Annotated in this window: 10 protein-coding genes; 8 read left to right on the forward strand and 2 right to left on the reverse strand. The window is 62.1% G+C overall.

Annotated features, from left to right (window positions below):
• Positions 1-36: 36 nt before the first annotated feature.
• A complete protein-coding gene (locus tag LAB08_RS17835; protein WP_096510457.1) occupies positions 37-2,778 on the forward strand; it encodes a winged helix-turn-helix domain-containing protein in 2,742 nt (913 codons plus the stop codon).
• 6 nt (positions 2,779-2,784) lie between these two features.
• Here LAB08_RS17835 and LAB08_RS17840 read toward each other — a convergent pair whose 3' ends face one another.
• Positions 2,785-5,286, reverse strand: coding sequence for a LuxR C-terminal-related transcriptional regulator (locus LAB08_RS17840; RefSeq protein ID WP_096510456.1), 2,502 nt, complete (start codon positions 5,284-5,286; stop codon positions 2,785-2,787).
• A 929-nt stretch (positions 5,287-6,215) separates the two neighbouring features.
• Here LAB08_RS17840 and LAB08_RS17845 point away from each other — a divergent pair.
• From LAB08_RS17845 to LAB08_RS17875, 7 genes are all read left to right on the forward strand, one after another.
• The gene (locus LAB08_RS17845) at positions 6,216-8,048 is read left to right on the forward strand and encodes a DUF1302 domain-containing protein (protein WP_096510455.1); all 1,833 of its coding nucleotides are present in this window, start codon (positions 6,216-6,218) and stop codon (positions 8,046-8,048) included.
• 27 nt (positions 8,049-8,075) lie between these two features.
• Positions 8,076-9,443, forward strand: coding sequence for a DUF1329 domain-containing protein (locus LAB08_RS17850; RefSeq protein ID WP_096510454.1), 1,368 nt, complete (start codon positions 8,076-8,078; stop codon positions 9,441-9,443).
• Between the two features lie 267 nt (positions 9,444-9,710).
• Entirely contained in the window at positions 9,711-11,513 is a 1,803-nt protein-coding gene (locus tag LAB08_RS17855) for an acyl-CoA dehydrogenase (protein WP_096510453.1), read from the forward strand.
• Between the two features lie 150 nt (positions 11,514-11,663).
• The gene (locus tag LAB08_RS17860; RefSeq protein WP_096510452.1) at positions 11,664-13,775 is read left to right on the forward strand and encodes a 3-hydroxyacyl-CoA dehydrogenase NAD-binding domain-containing protein; all 2,112 of its coding nucleotides are present in this window, start codon (positions 11,664-11,666) and stop codon (positions 13,773-13,775) included.
• 143 nt (positions 13,776-13,918) lie between these two features.
• The gene (locus tag LAB08_RS17865; RefSeq protein ID WP_096510451.1) at positions 13,919-15,103 is read left to right on the forward strand and encodes an acetyl-CoA C-acyltransferase; all 1,185 of its coding nucleotides are present in this window, start codon (positions 13,919-13,921) and stop codon (positions 15,101-15,103) included.
• On the forward strand, positions 15,103-15,879 hold the full coding sequence (locus LAB08_RS17870) for an SDR family NAD(P)-dependent oxidoreductase (RefSeq protein ID WP_096510450.1): 777 nt from the start codon (positions 15,103-15,105) through the stop codon (positions 15,877-15,879). The genes LAB08_RS17865 and LAB08_RS17870 overlap by 1 nt, the downstream gene beginning before the upstream one ends.
• 175 nt (positions 15,880-16,054) lie before the next feature.
• Positions 16,055-16,675: a dihydrofolate reductase family protein gene (locus LAB08_RS17875; RefSeq protein ID WP_096510449.1), complete on the forward strand. Its 621-nt coding sequence runs from the start codon at positions 16,055-16,057 to the stop codon at positions 16,673-16,675.
• Positions 16,676-16,678: 3 nt separating this feature from the next.
• Here the strand turns inward: LAB08_RS17875 and LAB08_RS17880 are convergent, their stop codons facing one another.
• Positions 16,679-17,137, reverse strand: coding sequence for a metallophosphoesterase family protein (locus LAB08_RS17880; RefSeq protein ID WP_096510448.1), 459 nt, complete (start codon positions 17,135-17,137; stop codon positions 16,679-16,681).
• Positions 17,138-17,371 lie beyond the last annotated feature (234 nt).

Here is a 17,371-nt window from a genome sequence, read left to right on the forward strand (position 1 = left end):
ATCTGCAAGCACGCGACTCGCCCGCTGGAGAAATACATGCCTGACCGCCCGGACTTGTTGGCCCGCCTGACCCTCGTCCCGACCCTGAGCGACAGGGAGGATGACCGTTCTGCCACGGCGGGCGCAGCTGATGCGAAGCTTCATGCCTCGCGAATTCACCCGGAAAAATTTCGCGTGCCTGCCACGGCGCCCAGCCATCTGCCGCGTACTCATCTGCTGGATCGAATGGATAACCCGCAGGCTGCCCGCCTGATTCTCGTCGAGGCCGCGGCGGGCTTCGGCAAAACCACGTTGCTGCGCCAATATCGGGAGCGCTGCCTGGCCCACGGGCGCCAGGTGCTGTGGTTGACCCTGGATGCCGCCGACAATGAATTGCGGCGCCTGACGGCCCACCTGCATGTCGCCTTGCAGGCCCTCGGCGCACCTGGCGACAGCGAAAAACCCATCGACTTCAGCCCCCAGGCACTGCTCGACAAACTGGTCGTACTGGACCAACCCTTTGCGATTTTTCTCGACGATTTCGAAACCCTGGAGTCTGCCCCCGCACTGGACTTTGTGCGGCAGTTATTGAGGGTCCTACCGTCTTGCGGGTTGCTGGTCATCGCGTCAAGAACCACACCGGATATCGCGCTGGGCCGTTTGCGGGCGCACGGGCAAATGCGCGACGTCACCACCGACGCCCTGCGCATGAGCCTTGTCGAGACCACAACCTTCATCCGTGAAAAATGCGGCTTGTCCCTTGAGGACGCTGAAATTGCCACGCTGCAGCAACGCACCGAAGGCTGGATCACCGCGCTTTACCTGAGCACGCTGTCCTTGCAGGGGCGCAAAGCCCCGGCCGATTTCGTGGCGTCACTTTCCGGCGCCCATCTGGAACTGGCCGATTACCTGGCCGAGGACATCCTCGGACGCCAGACGGAGGAGTGTCGGCAGTTTCTGCTGCACAGCAGCGTCCTTGGACGCTTCAGCGCAGCGCTTTGCGATGCAGTGACCGCGCACAGCGACAGTCAGGCCATGATCGACTACCTGCAACGCGCCAACCTGTTCATTCAGGCCACGGATGAAGACCATCGGTGGTTCCGCTACCACCCGTTGTTCACCGACTTCCTGCGTCGTGCACTTGAGCGCCAGTGCCCCGGGCAGGCGCAAAAGCTGCACGCCATCGCCGCACGCTGGTACCTCGCGGACAATCATCCAGTGGCCGCCATCGAGCACTATCTGCTGGCGGGTGACACTGACAATGCGAGCCAACAGATCGACCGTCACCTTGACCCATTGATCGATGACGGCCGGTTGCGTCTATTGCTGCGCTGGTTCGAACAAATGCCTGATCATCAGTTGGATGCCTTTCCCCGACTGATCCTTGCCCATGCCTGGACACTGGTGCTTGATCATCGCTATCAGGACGCCATGCAATTGATTGAACGCCATCGCGACACTCAGGAGATGGGCACGATCCGCTGCCTGTTGCAGGTGTTCACCGACCAGATAGATGCCGCGTATGCCACGGCCCTGGTCGAGATCGAACAGGTGTCGCCGCAGGACGTCTTGCAGTACGGCATGCTCGCCACCACGCTGGCCTTCTGCATGGTCGCCACCGGTCGCTATGAACAGGCACGAGCATTACTGACGCGGATGGTCAGCCCGAAAGCGCAGAACCGTTCAATGCTCGTCGACAGCATCGTGGTCTGCGTGGAGTGCATCCTGGACCTGGTCCAGGGGCGGCTTGAAAGTACCGTCGCCCGCCTGCATGCCGCCCGCGAAGTGCAGGCACAACGGCCTGAAGGCAAATGGGCGGGCGGCAGGCCCTCGCTCGATACCCTGCGTGCGATGGCGCGGTATGAACAGGATGACCTCGTCCAGGCCCGGCAATTGCTTAGCGATATCCCTTCGTATGCCCTCGACAGCGGCGGGCCGGATCCGATGATCGTCCGGCATGTACTGCTCGCCCGCATCGCCTACCAAAACGGCGAGCGCGCTGTCTGGGTGCAGCAACTGGCTGAACTGGAACAACTGGGCCGGCGCAGTGGTTCGTTGCGTATACATTGTGCGGCGTGGCTGGAGCGCGCCCGAATCGCGACTTTGGAAAACCGTCTCGACATCGCTGCACAGGCCCTGCATAACGCCGAACTGGCGGGGAATTGGCAACGTCCCGACCTGGTGCTGCACACCTGCGACACCGATACCCCTTTTATCGCGCGCCAGCGGCTGCGCATTTTCAAGGGTGAGCACGCCAGTGCCGCCACGGCCCTGCAGCCCGCCATCGCCGAGGCATTGGAGCGTCAGCACAACCGACGGGCGCTGAAACTGCGCTTGCTGTATGCCCTGGCACTGGATGGCCTCGGGCGCCAGAAAGAAGCACTGGACACCCTGACCCCGGCCTTGCGCCTGGCCAGCGAAGAAGGCTTCATCCGCACCTTTCTCGATGAAGGCCCGGCCCTGGCAAAACTGCTCCAACGCTGGGCCGTGTCCTTCAAGGCACAATGCAAGAGCCTGGGTATCGCCCCGCAATTCCTGACGGATTTGCTGCAACGCAGCACCACCCACGGCACGCCAGCCGAGGCAGATGTCGACGAAACAGACACGCTATTGACCGCCCGCGAGTTCCATGTGATCCGGCTGCTGGCCGCAGGCAACCGCAACCGGGCCATCGCCGAGCAGATGCACCTGTCGGAGCACACGGTCAAGACGCACTTGCGCAACGTCAGCGCGAAGTTGGGGGCGCAAAGCCGCACGGAAGTCATCGCTATCGCACGCGCCAGGGGATTGCTCGATTGACGGACTTCAGGCCAGAACGCCCATCGCCTTGGCCCGCATCACGGCCTGAGTGCGCCGCTTGACCCCCAGTTTGTGGTTGATATGCACGGTGTGGGCCTTGACGGTATTGAGCGAAATGAACAACTGGTTGCTGATTTCCTGATTGGACAATCCTTGCGCGACCAGCTCCAGCACGCAAACCTCCCTCGGCGTCAGCTCCGAACCGGCTCGGGGGTTGGTCACCGGTTCTGGCTGCCGGCTTGCCAGAAGATTGAATGGCGCGAGCGGTACCTCGGCAGGCACCGGTGCCAAACCGGGTTCAGCATCGATCCGTGCCAGCACCCCCTGCACTTCCCTGATCAAACTGCCGAAACGCCGGCACTCGCAGTCCGCCAGCAATGACACCAGCCGCTGCCGTGCTGCTTCGACCTGACCGGTGCCTTGCTCACCCAGGGCTATCATCAACTCGATGCGCTGGCGCAACGAAGGCGCGTGCAGCGGAGGAAGCCGTGACGTACCGCCCTGAATATAGGCCTGGGCTGCCAGCGCCATCGGCAACATCCGCGCCCACGCGCCTTGTCGTGCGAGCAAGCGCAGATGTTGATAAAAAATCATCGACTGATAGCAGCTTTCCTTGATTTTCGCGCACTGCATGGACCGTGTCGCCGTGCTCAAATGAATCTGGGCCTGTTCGAAATCACCGCGGCAGGCGTGCACTTCCGACAACCCGATCAGCGCGTGCAATACATAGGGGTCGCCACTTTCCGTGCCGAGTTCCAAAGCCATGCACAGCGCATGCTCGCTGGCATCCAGGTCGCCCCGCAGCAAGAGCAGCTCGCCCTGCAAGAGCTGCAAACGGCCGAGCATCAAGCTGTGGCGCCCTTTCAGTCGCGTGACCAGGCGCAGGCATTCCTGCACCAGCGCCTCGGCTTCTGCCAACTCGCCGCCGAGAATCAACTGGCGGATGCGATCGGCATTGATCAGCACTTCACTGGCCAGGCAACCCTGATGACGCGCCAGTGCCAGGCAAGACTGCAACCACCGTTCGGCCTGCCCGGTCTTGCCGGCGGCCATCGAGACGCGGGCCAAGGTGGAATAGCACAGAAATGACGACTGCCAATCACGCAGCTCCAGGTGCTGCAAGGCGGATTCGCAATGCTCGAATGCGCCGTCGGCGTTGCCCAGAAGCCCCTGCAAAGTGCCCTCCAGTGCCTGCCAGTTGGCCAGAATGCGGACGTTGACCTGGGGTTTGGGTTGCGGGGAAATCCTGGCCAGTCGGGCGATGCACGACTGCGCTTCGTCCAGCCGCCAACTGCTGAGGAGCGCCCTGGCATTCATGTAAATCAGGTTTGGCGTGCACTCCAGCAAACGCAAGGGTAAGCGGGCACGCCAATCGAGCCAGGTGAACAGGTTGCGCTCAATCAACAGCCAGTCCAGCGTCAGGCGCTCCATGTAACAGGCCGCCACATCCACATAACCGATGGACAGCGCCAACTCGATGGCCTCGTCGACAAACCCGTCATTGCATAACAGGCGGCAGGCGCTCAATCGCAACTGACTTACGCCGGCGGCATTCAGCTCCCCTTGTAGAGCCTGTGCCACGGCGGGTAGCAGGCTGTACCAGATGGCCTCGCTGTCCAGCGGCACAAAGAACGACTGCGATTGCAGCAAACGGCAAAAAACACTCCCGGCATCGAGGTCCGGCCAGAGCTGCTGACAGAGCGTCGCCGACACCCGTGGCAAATGCGCGATGCCCAGCAAAAGCTTGCGAGCATCCGCATCAAGCCGGGCCAGGAGTTCGCCGCCCAGGTAATCGCGCATCCACAACGCCCCTGCCCGCTCATGACGGCCACCCGCGTTGAGCAACAGGAACGTTCCGGCGCACCAGCCGTGGGTCTGGCGCCACAGTTTGTCGCGCGTTGCAGGCTCGGTTGTCGGATCAAGCCACTCGACCACTTGCTCGAACTCCTCGTGGTCAAAGGCCAGTTGCCCGGCACCGAGTTCAAACAGCTGCCCCTCCAGCAGCAATCGCGCCAGCTTCCAGTTCGGCCTTTGTCGAGAACTGACCCACAGCTGGACCTGCGCTTGCGAACGCAGCAACCGGTCAATCCATTCATCGAGTTCGGGACAGGACTGGGCCGGGTAGTCATCCAGCACCAGCCACCAGACTTCCTCGCTGCTTTCCAGCCACGCCAACAGCGCACGCGGATCGCGGGCCCCGATGACCTCGCCTTCGAGACCTTCGGCAAGTCGCTCGCAAAATTGCGCCAGCGTCAGCGAGCGCCCCTCCAGATCAAGCCATAGATAACGTTCAGGATTGTGCCGGCCCAGGCACTCATTGATCAGGGCCGTCTTGCCATAGCCCGCGGGGGCACACAACAGACGCAAACGCTGCTCGCTGGCGAGCAGTACATCGAGCAGTCTCGGCCGTGGCAGGTAGGCGGGAGGCAACCGGGGCAGGTTCGCCAGTCGAGTGGAGCAAGCATCTCCAGACCGGCTTTGATCCCGACGCGTCATTGAAAGGAGCATGGGCTCGCAGCCCTCCTGATTTCAGCCATGGTTCGGTCACCTTCCGCTCGAAAATACGCAGGGGTGGACCCGGACAAGAATTCGGGCAATCTTCGCGCGCGTAGAACGGCTTACCTATCCGCCATTCGAGGTATTTGCTCGGTTGTCTGGTGCATTTGCGATGGAAGGTTTGTGGCAGGGCTGTAGTGCTGTTCGCTTAGATGGGGATTGGATTGGGTGTATATCCGTTATTTGGGTGATGGCGACTTAGGGTTCCGCCCTTACGGCGGGTCACTTGGAAGAGCCTGTAGGAGCTGGCTTGCCAGCGAAGACGGCGGAACAGCCAGCATCAATGTTGACTGACAAACCGCTTTCGCTGGCAAGCCAGCTCCTACAGGTGCGTGTGTTTTCCACATACTTGTGTATATGCTTGCTTCTGATCTTGCTCTGCTTTGGCTTTGGCTTTTGATCTTGATCTGCCCCATCGAGAGGCCGAGCGCAGGTTCTGCGCAGTGGGCAACCCGGCATGGATGCCGGGTTAGCCGCGCCCGGCCATGGATGGCCGATCGCGGCGGGCCCACGGAGCAGGACCGGAGCGAGGGCATGCCGAGCCTAGGCGAGGCACCGAACGAAAGGGGCGAAAGCGTTTGGTTACTTTGCGCTTTTCAAAGTGACCCGCCGTAAGGGCGGAACCCTAAGTCGCCATCACTCAAATAACGGATATACACCCAATCCAATCCCCGCCAGACCTGCTCCCACGCTTGTTACCTTCTGCAACACCTCATGTCACACCACACCGGCCCCACGTCAGATCCAGTGAAAAAACACCCTCGAAACCAAGCAAATAATGCTTTCAGGTAATACGCAAAATTACCTGATCAGGCAATTCAGGCCTGCGGTTCACCTGCATAGGATGCCCACTCCACAACATCCTGCAGTAGAGAAACCGCATGACAAAAACAACAAAGCGCGGCGTCTTCCAGCCGAGTCTGCTGGCCGTAGCGGTAATGGTTGCCACTGGCGCGAGCACTGAAGCTCACGCGGTTAATTTCAGCATCGGGGAGATTCAAGGGACGTTCGATTCATCGTTGTCGGTTGGCGCCAGCTGGTCGACGGCTGACCCGGACAAGCAGTTCATCTCCAACTTCAACTCACAGGGCGTCACCGGTGGCGAATCCGCCTCGCGGACCACCGACGACAACCGCCTGAACTTCAAGAAGGGCGAAACCTTCTCGAAGATCTTCAAGGGCGTGCACGACCTGGAGCTCAAATACGGCGACAGCGGCGCCTTCGTGCGCGGCAAGTACTGGTACGACTTCGAACTGATGGACGAACACCGGCCGTTCTACGACATCGACGATTCGGGACGTGACCGCGCGGCCAAGTCGTCCGGGGCGATGTTCCTCGACAGCTTCGTCTACCACAACTACTCGATCGGCGATCAGGTCGGCGCCGTGCGCCTGGGCAAGCAGGTGGTGAGCTGGGGCGAGAGTACCTTCATCGGCAACTCGATCAACAGCATCAATCCGGTCGACGTCGCGGCCTTGCGCCGGCCCGGTGCGGAAGTGAAGGAAGGCCTGATCCCGGTCAACCTGCTCTACGTATCCCAGGGCCTGGCCGACAACATCACCGCCGAAGCGTTTTATCAGCTGGAGTGGGACAAGTCGGTGGTCGACAACTGCGGCACCTTCTTCGGCAGCGACGGCGTGCCGCAAGGCTGTGATGACCGTCTGGTGGTGGCCGGCCTCGACCTGCCACCGGGTGTGGCACGTAACACCGGCGGCGCAGCGGCCATTGCGGCGGGGACTGACGATGCCTTCATTCCACGCCTGAAAGACAACGACGCCCGCGACAGCGGCCAGTACGGTCTGGCCTTGCGCTGGTACGTGCCGGAGGCCAACGATACCGAGTTCGGCGCCTACGCCATGAACTACCACAGCCGCAGCCCGTACCTGAGCATCAACCAGATGACCAGTGCGGCGGGCGGGCTGACCTCGGCGCGCAGCGTGCGTTACTTCATCGACTACCCGGAAGACATCCGCCTCTACGGCCTGAGCTTCCAGACCAACGTCGAAGGCGTGTCCCTGGGGGGTGAAGTCAGCTACCGGCCGAACATGCCGCTGCAACTGAACACCGCTGACCTGCTGTCGGCCGCCACCTTCGGCGCCACCTCGCCGCTGATCACCACCGGTTTCGCCGGCCGCAACCTGGGCGCCGAGGTCAACGGCTACAAACGCATGCCGGTGACTCAGGCCCAGGTAACTGCGACCCAGTTCTTCGATCAGGTGCTGGGCGCCAGTCGCCTGACCCTGGTTGGCGAAGTCGGCTACAACCGCATCAGCGGTCTGGGCAAGGCCGACGGCTCCGACCTGCGCTTCGGTCGCAGCCCGGCCTTCGGTTCCGGCCAGCTGCAAGGCGCGGCGGGCCCTGCCACCTGCGCCGGCAGTGCCGTGGGTACGCCATCGGCCAGCAACCCGGCCCAAGAGTGCAACGACAACGGCTTCTACACCAGCAACAGCTGGGGCTATCGCCTGCGCGGCAAGCTCGATTACCCGAACGTAATCGCCGGTATCAACCTATCGCCCAACCTGGCCTGGTCCCACGACGTGGAAGGTTATGGCCCGAACTTCGATGAAGGTTCCAAAGCCGTCAGCCTCGGGCTGGATGCCGACTACCAGAACACCTACACCGCCAGCCTGAGCTACACCAACTACTTCGGCGGCGATTTCAACACCAACGTCGACCGCGACTACGTCGCGCTCAGCTTCGGCGTGAATTTCTGACGCACCATTGGCCGAGGAGCCCGAACAATGAAAACAACATCCATGCTACGTGCCGGCGCATTGACCCTGTCGTTACTGGCCACCAGCGTCCTGGCCGCCGTTTCACCCCAGGAAGCGGCCCAACTGGGCAGCACCTTGACGCCTTTGGGTGCAGAAAAAGCCGGCAATGCCGAAGGCAGCATTCCGGCCTGGACCGGAGGTCTGAAACCCGGCGCGGCCCCCCTTGATCGCGGTTTCCTCGGCGACCCGTTTGCCGCGGACAAGCCGCAGTTCGTGATCACCGCCGCCAACGCCGAGCAGTACAAGGACAAGCTGACCCCGGGCCAACTGGCGATGTTCAAGCGCTACCCGGACAGCTACAAGATCCCGGTGTACAAAACCCAGCGTACCGCCGCCAACCCGCAGGAAATCTACGAGATTGCCAAAAAGAGTGCGGTGACCACGCAACTGATCAATGACGGCAGCGGCCTGGCCAATTTCAGCCAGACCCGTTACTACCCGTTCCCGATTCCAAAAAGTGGTGTCGAGGTTTACTGGAACCATACCAACCGTTATCGCGGCGGCAACATGCAGCGCCAGGCCGCCCAGGCCGCACCGCAGGCCAACGGTTCGTACTCCATTGTCGAATACAACGACGAGCTCGCCTTCCCGCAGCTCATGGAAGGTGTCGAGTCGGGACAGGCCGACAATATTCTGTATTTCTACAAGCAGGAAATCACCGCGCCTTCGCGCCTGGCCGGCAGCGTAGTGCTGATCCACGAGACCATCGACCAGGTCAAGGAACCGCGCCTGGCCTGGGTCTACAACGCCGGGCAACGGCGGGTGCGCCGTGCGCCGCAGGTGGCTTACGACGGCCCGGGCAACGGTTCCGACGGCATGCGCACCGCCGACAACACCGACTTGATGAACGGCGCGCCGGACCGTTATGACTGGAAGCTGATCGGCAAGAAGGAACTGTACATCCCGTACAACAACTACAAGTTGCAGTCGCCCAAGGTGAAGTACGACGAGATCATCAAGCCTGGGCACATCAATCAGGATCTGACCCGTTATGAACTGCACCGGGTGTGGCACGTCGAGGCCACGCTCAAGCCGGGCCAGCGTCACGTCTATGCCAAGCGTGATCTGTACTTCGACGAGGACACCTGGCAGTTGGCGGAAGTCGATCACTATGACGGTCGCGGCCAACTCTGGCGTGTCGGCGAAGGCTACACCGCCAACGATTACGAGCGCGGTTCCGCTGCGTACGCGATGTTGGGCATTTATGACCTGATCGCCGGCCGCTACAACGTGCTGGCATTGATCAACGAGTCCAAACAGGCGCCGGTTTACGGCAAGCCCGCCAAAATGAACGATTTCACCCCCGCCGCGTTGCGCATCGCTGGCGTGCGCTGATACCCGAAATAGCTGTAGGAACCGGCTTGCCGGCGAATGCGGTGCATCTGTTGGTACATGTATTGACTGACACACCGCTTTCGCGAGCAAGCTCGCTCCTACAAGGAAACGGGTCGTTTGCTGTTGCCCGACCCGTGAACTGACAACGTCCGGGCCTACCCCAAAGGAGGGGGATAAATACCCCACACATCGCTCTATTGTGGGCGCCTGTAACGGGCCATGAATCCTCCCATGGCCCCCACTCGACACTGTCTGACGAGAGATGCCATGACTGACCTGCTGCTCAACGAACGCGAATTACGCTTTCAGCTTTACGAGCTGCTCGATACCGAGGCGTTGTTGCAACGTCCGCGCTACGCGGACCACGACCGTGGCGTGTTCGACGCCTCTCTCACCACCGCCCGACAGATCGCCGGCGAGCTGTACGCCCCGCACAACCACAAGGGTGACGCCAACGAACCGACCTTCGATGGCGAGCGGATTCACATGATTCCCGAAACCAAAGTGGCCTGGGATGCCTTTGCCCAGGCCGGTTTCCTGGCTGCGCACCACGATTTCGCCGATGGGGGCCTGCAACTGCCGGAAGTGGTGTTGCGCGCCTGCATGGCCTATTTCAACGCAGCGAATATCTCCACGGTCGCCTATTCCTTCTTGAGCATCGGCGCGACCAATCTGGTGAAGGCCTTCGCGGGTCCAGAGCTGCGCGAGCGCTTCCTGGCGCCCATGCTCGAAGGCCGATTCAGCGGCACCATGGCCCTCACAGAGCCTGGCCAGGGCTCCGCGCTGGGCGACCTGCGCACCCTGGCACGGCCGGCGGGCGACGGGACCTACCGGGTCTTCGGCCAGAAAATGTTCATCTCCGGGGGCGACCACGAACTGACCGAAAATATCGTGCACCTGGTGTTGGCCCGTATCGAAGGTGCGCCGGCCGGCACCAAGGGCATCTCGCTGTTCCTGGTGCCCAAGTTCCTGGTGAACGCCGACGGCGGTGTCGGGGCGCGCAACGATGTGGCCCTCGCCGGCCTGCTGCACAAGATGGGCTATCGCAATACCACCTCCACCGTGCTTAGTTTCGGTGAGCACGACGGCGCCGTGGGTTATCTGGTCGGTGAGGCACATCAGGGACTGAGCTACATGTTCCAGATGATGAACGAAGCCCGCATCGGTGTCGGTCTCGGCGCCGCCAGTCTCGCCTATCAGAGCTACATCCACGCCCTGGACTATGCGCGTCAGCGCCCGCAAGGTCGCCTGCCCGCCAACAAGAACCCGGCAGCGCCTCAGGTGCGCATTGTCGAACACGCCGATGTTCGGCGAATGTTGCTGCAACAGAAGGTCTACGCCGAAGGCAGCCTGGCGCTGTGTCTCTATGCCAGCAGCCTCGTGGAAGATGCCCACACGGCCCCCACGGAGGCGCAGCGCAGCAATGCCGCCGAACTGCTCGACGTGCTCACGCCTGTGGTCAAGACATACCCGTCGCGCTACGGCCTGCTCGCGTCCGAGATCGGCATTCAGATCCTGGGCGGTGCCGGTTATACCCGCGAATACCCGCTGGAGCAGTACTACCGCGACAATCGCCTGAACCCGATCCATGAAGGCACCGAAGGTATCCAGGCCATTGATCTGCTGGGTCGCAAGCTGGGGCCGCGCGGTGGCGACGGTTATCGGATTTTCATCAGCGAAGTGCTCGCCACCCTGCTGGTCGCCAACAAAGACGCGCATTGCGCCCCTGTTGCAGCATTGCTGGCCGATGCCTTGAACATCCTTGAGCGGGTCACCGCCAGCCTGCAGGCGCAAGTGGCCGCCGATGCCAATCTCGGCATGGCCAACGCCACGCCTTATCTGGATCTGTTTGGCCGCGTGGTCGTGGGCTGGGTCTGGCTACGTCAGGCAATACTCGCCAGCCGTTCCCTGGCGGGTGGCGCGACCGGCAGCGATGCCGAGTTCTATCAAGGCAAGTTGCAGGCGGCGCACTACTTCATGACCTGGGAACTGGCTTCGCTGGAGTCCCAGGCGCGCCTGCTGACAGACGCTAACCATGTCGCCTACTACATGCAGGACAGCTGGTTCTAGACAGATCCCGCTTGTGTGTATGTGGGAGCGAGCCTGCTCGCGAATGCAGAGTGTCAGACGAAATTTCAGCAACTGACACACCGCTTTCGCGAGCAGGCTCGCTCCCACAGGATCTGCGGCAATCTTTTCAACGAATTTCAGGAATGCATCATGAGCACTTTGGTCACTTACCTCGTCGAAGACAATCTCGCGCTGATCGGCCTGGCCTCGCCTCCGGTCAACGCACTCGGACAACCCCTGCGCGCGGCCATTCTTGAAGCCTGTGACCGCGCCGCCAGCGACCCGGCGGTGTCCGCGATCATTCTGCATGGCGAAAACGGATTGTTTTGCGCGGGCGCCGACATCAGCGAATTCGGTCTTGCCGCTTCCTTTGCCGAACCTTCCCTGCCCGACCTGCTGGTGCGCCTGACGCAAATCGACAAGCCGCTGATTGCCTGCATCGATCGCTTCGCCCTCGGTGGCGGGCTGGAACTGGCCCTGGCGTGCGGGTACCGCATCAGCGCTACCGGCAGCCGTCTTGGCCTGCCGGAAATCAACCTGGGGCTGTTGCCCGGCGCAGGCGGGACGCAGCGTTTGCCGCGATTGATCGGTGCCGAACCGGCACTCGAAATGATGATGTCCGGCCAGCCTGTCAGCGCCAGCCATGCCCTTGATCTCGGCTTGCTCGACCGCTTGATCGGGGAAGGCGATGGCTTGCTCGAGGGTGCGCGTCGCTTCGCCCGGGAATTGATCCACGAGGGTGCGCCCGCGCGCCCCGCAGAGCGTCATTCCAACCCGGCCGCCGCCCTGCCCGAAGATTTTTTCACACGCTATCGCGCCACCCACGAACCGCGCTGGAAAAATCGCCTGGCGCCACGCCTGGTGCTGGCGGCCGTGGAGTCTGCCTGCGTGCTGCCGCTGAACGCCGGGTTGCAACGCGAAGTCGCCCTGTTCAAGGAGGCCGAAGCCTCCTCGCAATCCCAGGCCTTGCGCCACGTGTTTTTCGCCGAGCGCGAGGCCGGCAAGGTGGCCGGTGTCAGCGCCTCCACGGCCCTGCGTCCGGTGGCCAACGTCGCGGTGATCGGCGCGGGGACCATGGGCGGCGGCATCGCCATGAATTTCGCCAACGTGGGCATTCCCGTCACGCTGCTGGAACTCAAACCCGACGCCCTTGAGCGTGGGCTGGGGCAAATCCGCAACAGTTACGAGATCAGCCTGCAACGCGGCAAGCTGACTCAGGCCGAGTTGGATAAGCGCATGGCCTTGCTGACCGGCACCCTCGACTATGCCGACATCGCCGAGTGCGACCTGGTGATCGAGGCGGTGTTTGAAAGCCTGCCGATCAAGCAGCAGGTATTCCGCACCCTGGATGAGGTGTGCAAGCCCGGCGCCATTCTGGCCAGCAACACCTCCACCCTCGATGTCGATCAGATCGCCGCCGTCACGCGTCGGCCACACGATGTGATTGGCCTGCACTTTTTCAGTCCGGCCAACGTCATGCGCTTGCTGGAAGTGGTGCGCGGCAAACTCACCGCGCCTGAGGTGCTCGCGACCGTACTGAAACTGGGCAAGACCATTGGCAAGATTCCAGTGGTGTCGGGGGTGTGTTTCGGCTTCATCGGTAACCGCATGCTCGAACCCTATTCCCGAGAAGCCCATCGCATGGTGCTCGAAGGTGCCACACCGGCGCAGATCGACCAGGTGCTGACTGATCTGGGCCTGGCCATGGGCGTCATGGCGATGCACGACCTGGCCGGGATCGACGTCAGCTTCCTGGTGCGCGAATCCCGTCGCGAAGCGATTGCCCATGATCCGAGCTACTGCCGGGTAGCCGACGAATTGAACGCCCTCGGTCGCTTCGGCCAGAAGACCAAACGTGGTGCATACATTTATGAAGGCCGCGAGCGCAAGGAGGACTTCGAAGTCATAGCACTGGCCGAACGCATCGCGGGGGAATTGCACATTCCGCGGCGGCCGATCACCACCCAGGAAATTCATGATCGCTGCCTGTTCATGCTGATTAACGAAGGCGTCCAGTTGCTCGACGAAGGCATCGCCGAACGCAGTGGCGATATCGATCTGGTCTGGATCAACGGTTACGGCTTCCCGGCCTGGCTCGGTGGTCCACTGCACTATGCCGAGCAGATTGGCCTGGACGTCGTGCTGGATGGCATTCGGCATTACCGCAAGGCGCTTGGCGAGTACGGCGAGATGTGGTTCCACCCTGCCCCGTTGCTGGAACGCCTGGTCGCCGCCGGCAAGACCCGCATCGAACGCCTCTAACCCTCCCCCTCCCCCGTAGGAGCTGGCTTGCCAGCGAAGGCGTCAGTTCAGTCAACGCATCAATCGCCTGAATTGACGCATTCGCTGGCAAGCCAGCTCCTACATGGGATCGCCACAAGCCTCCCTTGAGCAGGAACAACATCATGAAAGAAGCCGTCATCCTTTCCACCGCCCGTACGCCGATCGGCAAGGCGTTTCGCGGTGCGTTCAATGTCACCACTTCCCCCACCATGGCCAGTTTCGCGATTCGCGCCGCTGTCGAGCGTGCCGGTATCGAGGCCGGTGAAATCGAAGACCTGGTGATGGGCACCGGTATGCCCGCCGGCACCGCCGGCTGGAACCTGGGCCGCATGAGTGCGCTGGCAGCGGGCCTGCCGTTGACCGTCAGCGGTCAGACCCTGGATCGCCAGTGCGCGTCGGGCCTGATGGCCATCGCCACCGCCGCCAAGCAAATCATGGTCGACGGCATGCAGGTGACCGTTGGCGCCGGCCAGGAACACATCAGCCTGGTGCAAAACCGTCATATGGAATGGGTCGGGAGCCAGCACGACGAAAGCGTCCTGCGCCACGTCCCCCTGGCCTACATGCCGATGCTGCAAACCGCCGAACTGGTGGCCAAGCGCTACGGTATCAGCCGTGAAATGCAGGACCTCTACAGCCTGCAATCGCAACAGCGCACCGCCGCGGCGCAACAGGCCGGCCTGTTCAGCCATGAAATCGTCCCGGTCAGGGTGACCAAACAGGTGGTAGACAAGGCCAGCGGTGCGGTCCGCCATGAACAGGTCAATTTGAGTCTCGATGAAGGCAACCGCCCGCAGACGATCCTCGAAGACCTGAGCAAACTCAAACCGGTGATCGAAGGCGGCTGCATCACCGCCGGCAACGCCAGCCAGTTGTCCGACGGCGCCAGTGCCTGCGTGCTGATGGACGCGCGACTGGCCGAACAGCGCAACCTGCAACCGCTGGGCCTGTATCGGGGGATCGCGGTGGCGGGCCTGGCGCCGGAAGAAATGGGCATCGGTCCGGTGCTGGCCGTGCCAAAACTGTTGAAGCAGCATGGCCTGAAAGTCGATGACATCGGGCTCTGGGAGCTCAACGAAGCCTTTGCCTGCCAGGTGCTCTACTGCCGCGACACACTGGGCATCGACAACGCCCGCCTTAACGTCAACGGCGGTGCGATTTCCATCGGCCACCCTTACGGCATGAGCGGTGCGCGCATGGTTGGTCATGCCTTGCTGGAGGGCAAACGCCGTGGCGTGAAGTACGTGGTGGTGACCATGTGTGTTGGCGGTGGCATGGGTGCTGCCGGCCTATTCGAGGTATTGTGATGAACGTATTGAACAGTTTTTCCCTGGCCGACAAGACAGTATTGGTCACTGGCGCTTCCAGCGGCATTGGAGCACATCTGGCTCGAGTCGCCAGCAGTGCCGGTGCTCGTGTGGTGCTCGCGGCTCGACGTGTCGAGCGGCTGCAACAGCTCGAGGAAGAGATTCGCCAGGCTGACGGCAACGCCCTGGCAGTCGTGTTGGACGTCACGGATCGCAACAGCGTTGAAGCAGCGTTCGACGCCGCCGAAGCCGCTTTCGGTGTAGTTGACGTGGTGCTCAACAATGCCGGTATCGGCCATAGCCAAGGGGTCCTGGACATCAGCGAGGCCGACTGGCAAGCCATGTTGTCGACCAACCTTGATGGGGTATGGCGCGTTGCCCAATGCGCGGCTCAACGGCTGGTCAAGGCAAAGCGCCCCGGCAGCATCATCAACATCGCCTCGATACTCGGCCTGCGAGTAGGCGCCGGCCTGAGTCATTACTGCGCGGCGAAGGCCGGCGTGGTGCAACTGAGCAAATCGCTGGCCATGGAACTGGCGCGTTACCAGATCCGGGTTAATGCCATTGCACCGGGTTACTTCAAGACTGAGATGAACGACGCCTATTTCGACAGCGAAACAGGCCTGGCGTACATACGCAACGTCGTCCCGATGCGTCGACTGGGAAGCCTGCAGGAACTGGAAGGCCCCTTCCTCCTCCTGGCGAGCGAGGCCGGTGCCTTCATGACGGGCGCGGTGCTGGCGGTGGACGGCGGCCATCTGGTGGGCAGCCTGTAGGAGCGGGCTTGCTCGCGAAAAGCCTATATGCGCCGAGGTCATCCAGACTTCCCGTGTCACCGTTGACCACCCTCGCGAGCAAGCTCGCTCCTGCAGGGTGGTGCTATTGTCGATTTCACCGCGTCTCGTTCGACTATCCATCAGGATTCCCCGTCGGACGAATCAGGAGAAGACCATGCGCAAGCTCATCGTTGCCGCTTTCATCAGTCTGGATGGCGTCATGCAGGCACCCGGCGGACCTGAAGAGGACCGCAGCGGCGGCTTCCGCTTCGGGGGCTGGATCGTGCCCTATGCCGATAACGTCTCCGGCCAGGCCATACAGGACCTGTTCTCGCAGCCTTTCGAGTTGCTGCTGGGCCGTCGCACCTACGACATATTCGCGGCGTACTGGCCGCACATACACAACCACGTCATCGCTGACCTGTTCAACAGCGTGCCCAAGCATGTCGCCACGCATCGACCCGATACGCTCGATTGGCGCAACAGCCGTGGCTTGGAGGGCGAATTGGTCGATTCGATACGCACGCTCAAACTTCAGGACGGCCCCCACCTGTTGACCCAGGGCAGCGGCGACCTGGTGCGCCAACTGCTGGCGGCCGGGTTGGTGGACGAGCTTCGGCTGATGATCCATCCCGTCCTGCTTGGTCACGGCAAGCGCTTGTTCGGCGACGACGCACAGGCGTCGGCCTTCACGTTGGCGCACTCGACCACTACGCCCGGCGGTGTGCTGATCGCCCGTTATGTGCACAGCGGCGAGGTGCGCACGGGAACCTTTGCGGAAGACACGCGTAAATAGGGGTCACTCCAGCAGCGACACCAGACGCGGCTCAATCGAATGTGGCTGCACCTCGAGCAGCGCCAGGGTCACCGGCAGCTTGAAGCGCCGCGGCCCCGCGCTGCCGGGATTGAGGAATAGCCGGTCGCCGCGCCACTCCATGCATGGCTTGTGCGAATGGCCGGTGATCACCAACCGCGTGCCTGCATCAAGCACGGCAGGCACATCCGCCATGTCATGGACCAGCAGGGTTTGCCATCCGTCGAGGTCGAAACTCAGGCGGTCGGCGAGATGGGCTGCCCAAGGGGCATTCAGGTCATTGTTCCCGCGCACGACATGCAATGGAGCAATGGCGGCCAGTTGATCGAGGATGTCGGGCTTGCCGATGTCACCGGCGTGAATGATCCGTCCACAGCCCTGCAACGCGGCAAGGGCTTCAGGACGGAGCAAGCCATGGGTATCGGAGATCACACCTACTTTCATGCAAACCTCGAGATTCGGGAAGCTGCACCCAGAATACCCCGCCTCTCGAGGGCACGAGTACCCCTTGTAGGAGCTGGCTTGCCAGCGAAAAGCGGACCGTCAGTCGACGCCGATGCTGACCCTGCCACCGTCTTCGCTGCGATGCGGCGACCCGACAAGCCAGCTCCTACAGGGGATGGGGTCCCCCGGCAAAAGCCAGGTCGGCTATAAGGCCGCCTCGCTTTGGCCTTTCGC

Origin of the sequence: Pseudomonas izuensis, from assembly GCF_002356535.2 — a bacterium.
GTDB classification, from domain to species: Bacteria; Pseudomonadota; Gammaproteobacteria; order Pseudomonadales; family Pseudomonadaceae; genus Aquipseudomonas; species Aquipseudomonas izuensis.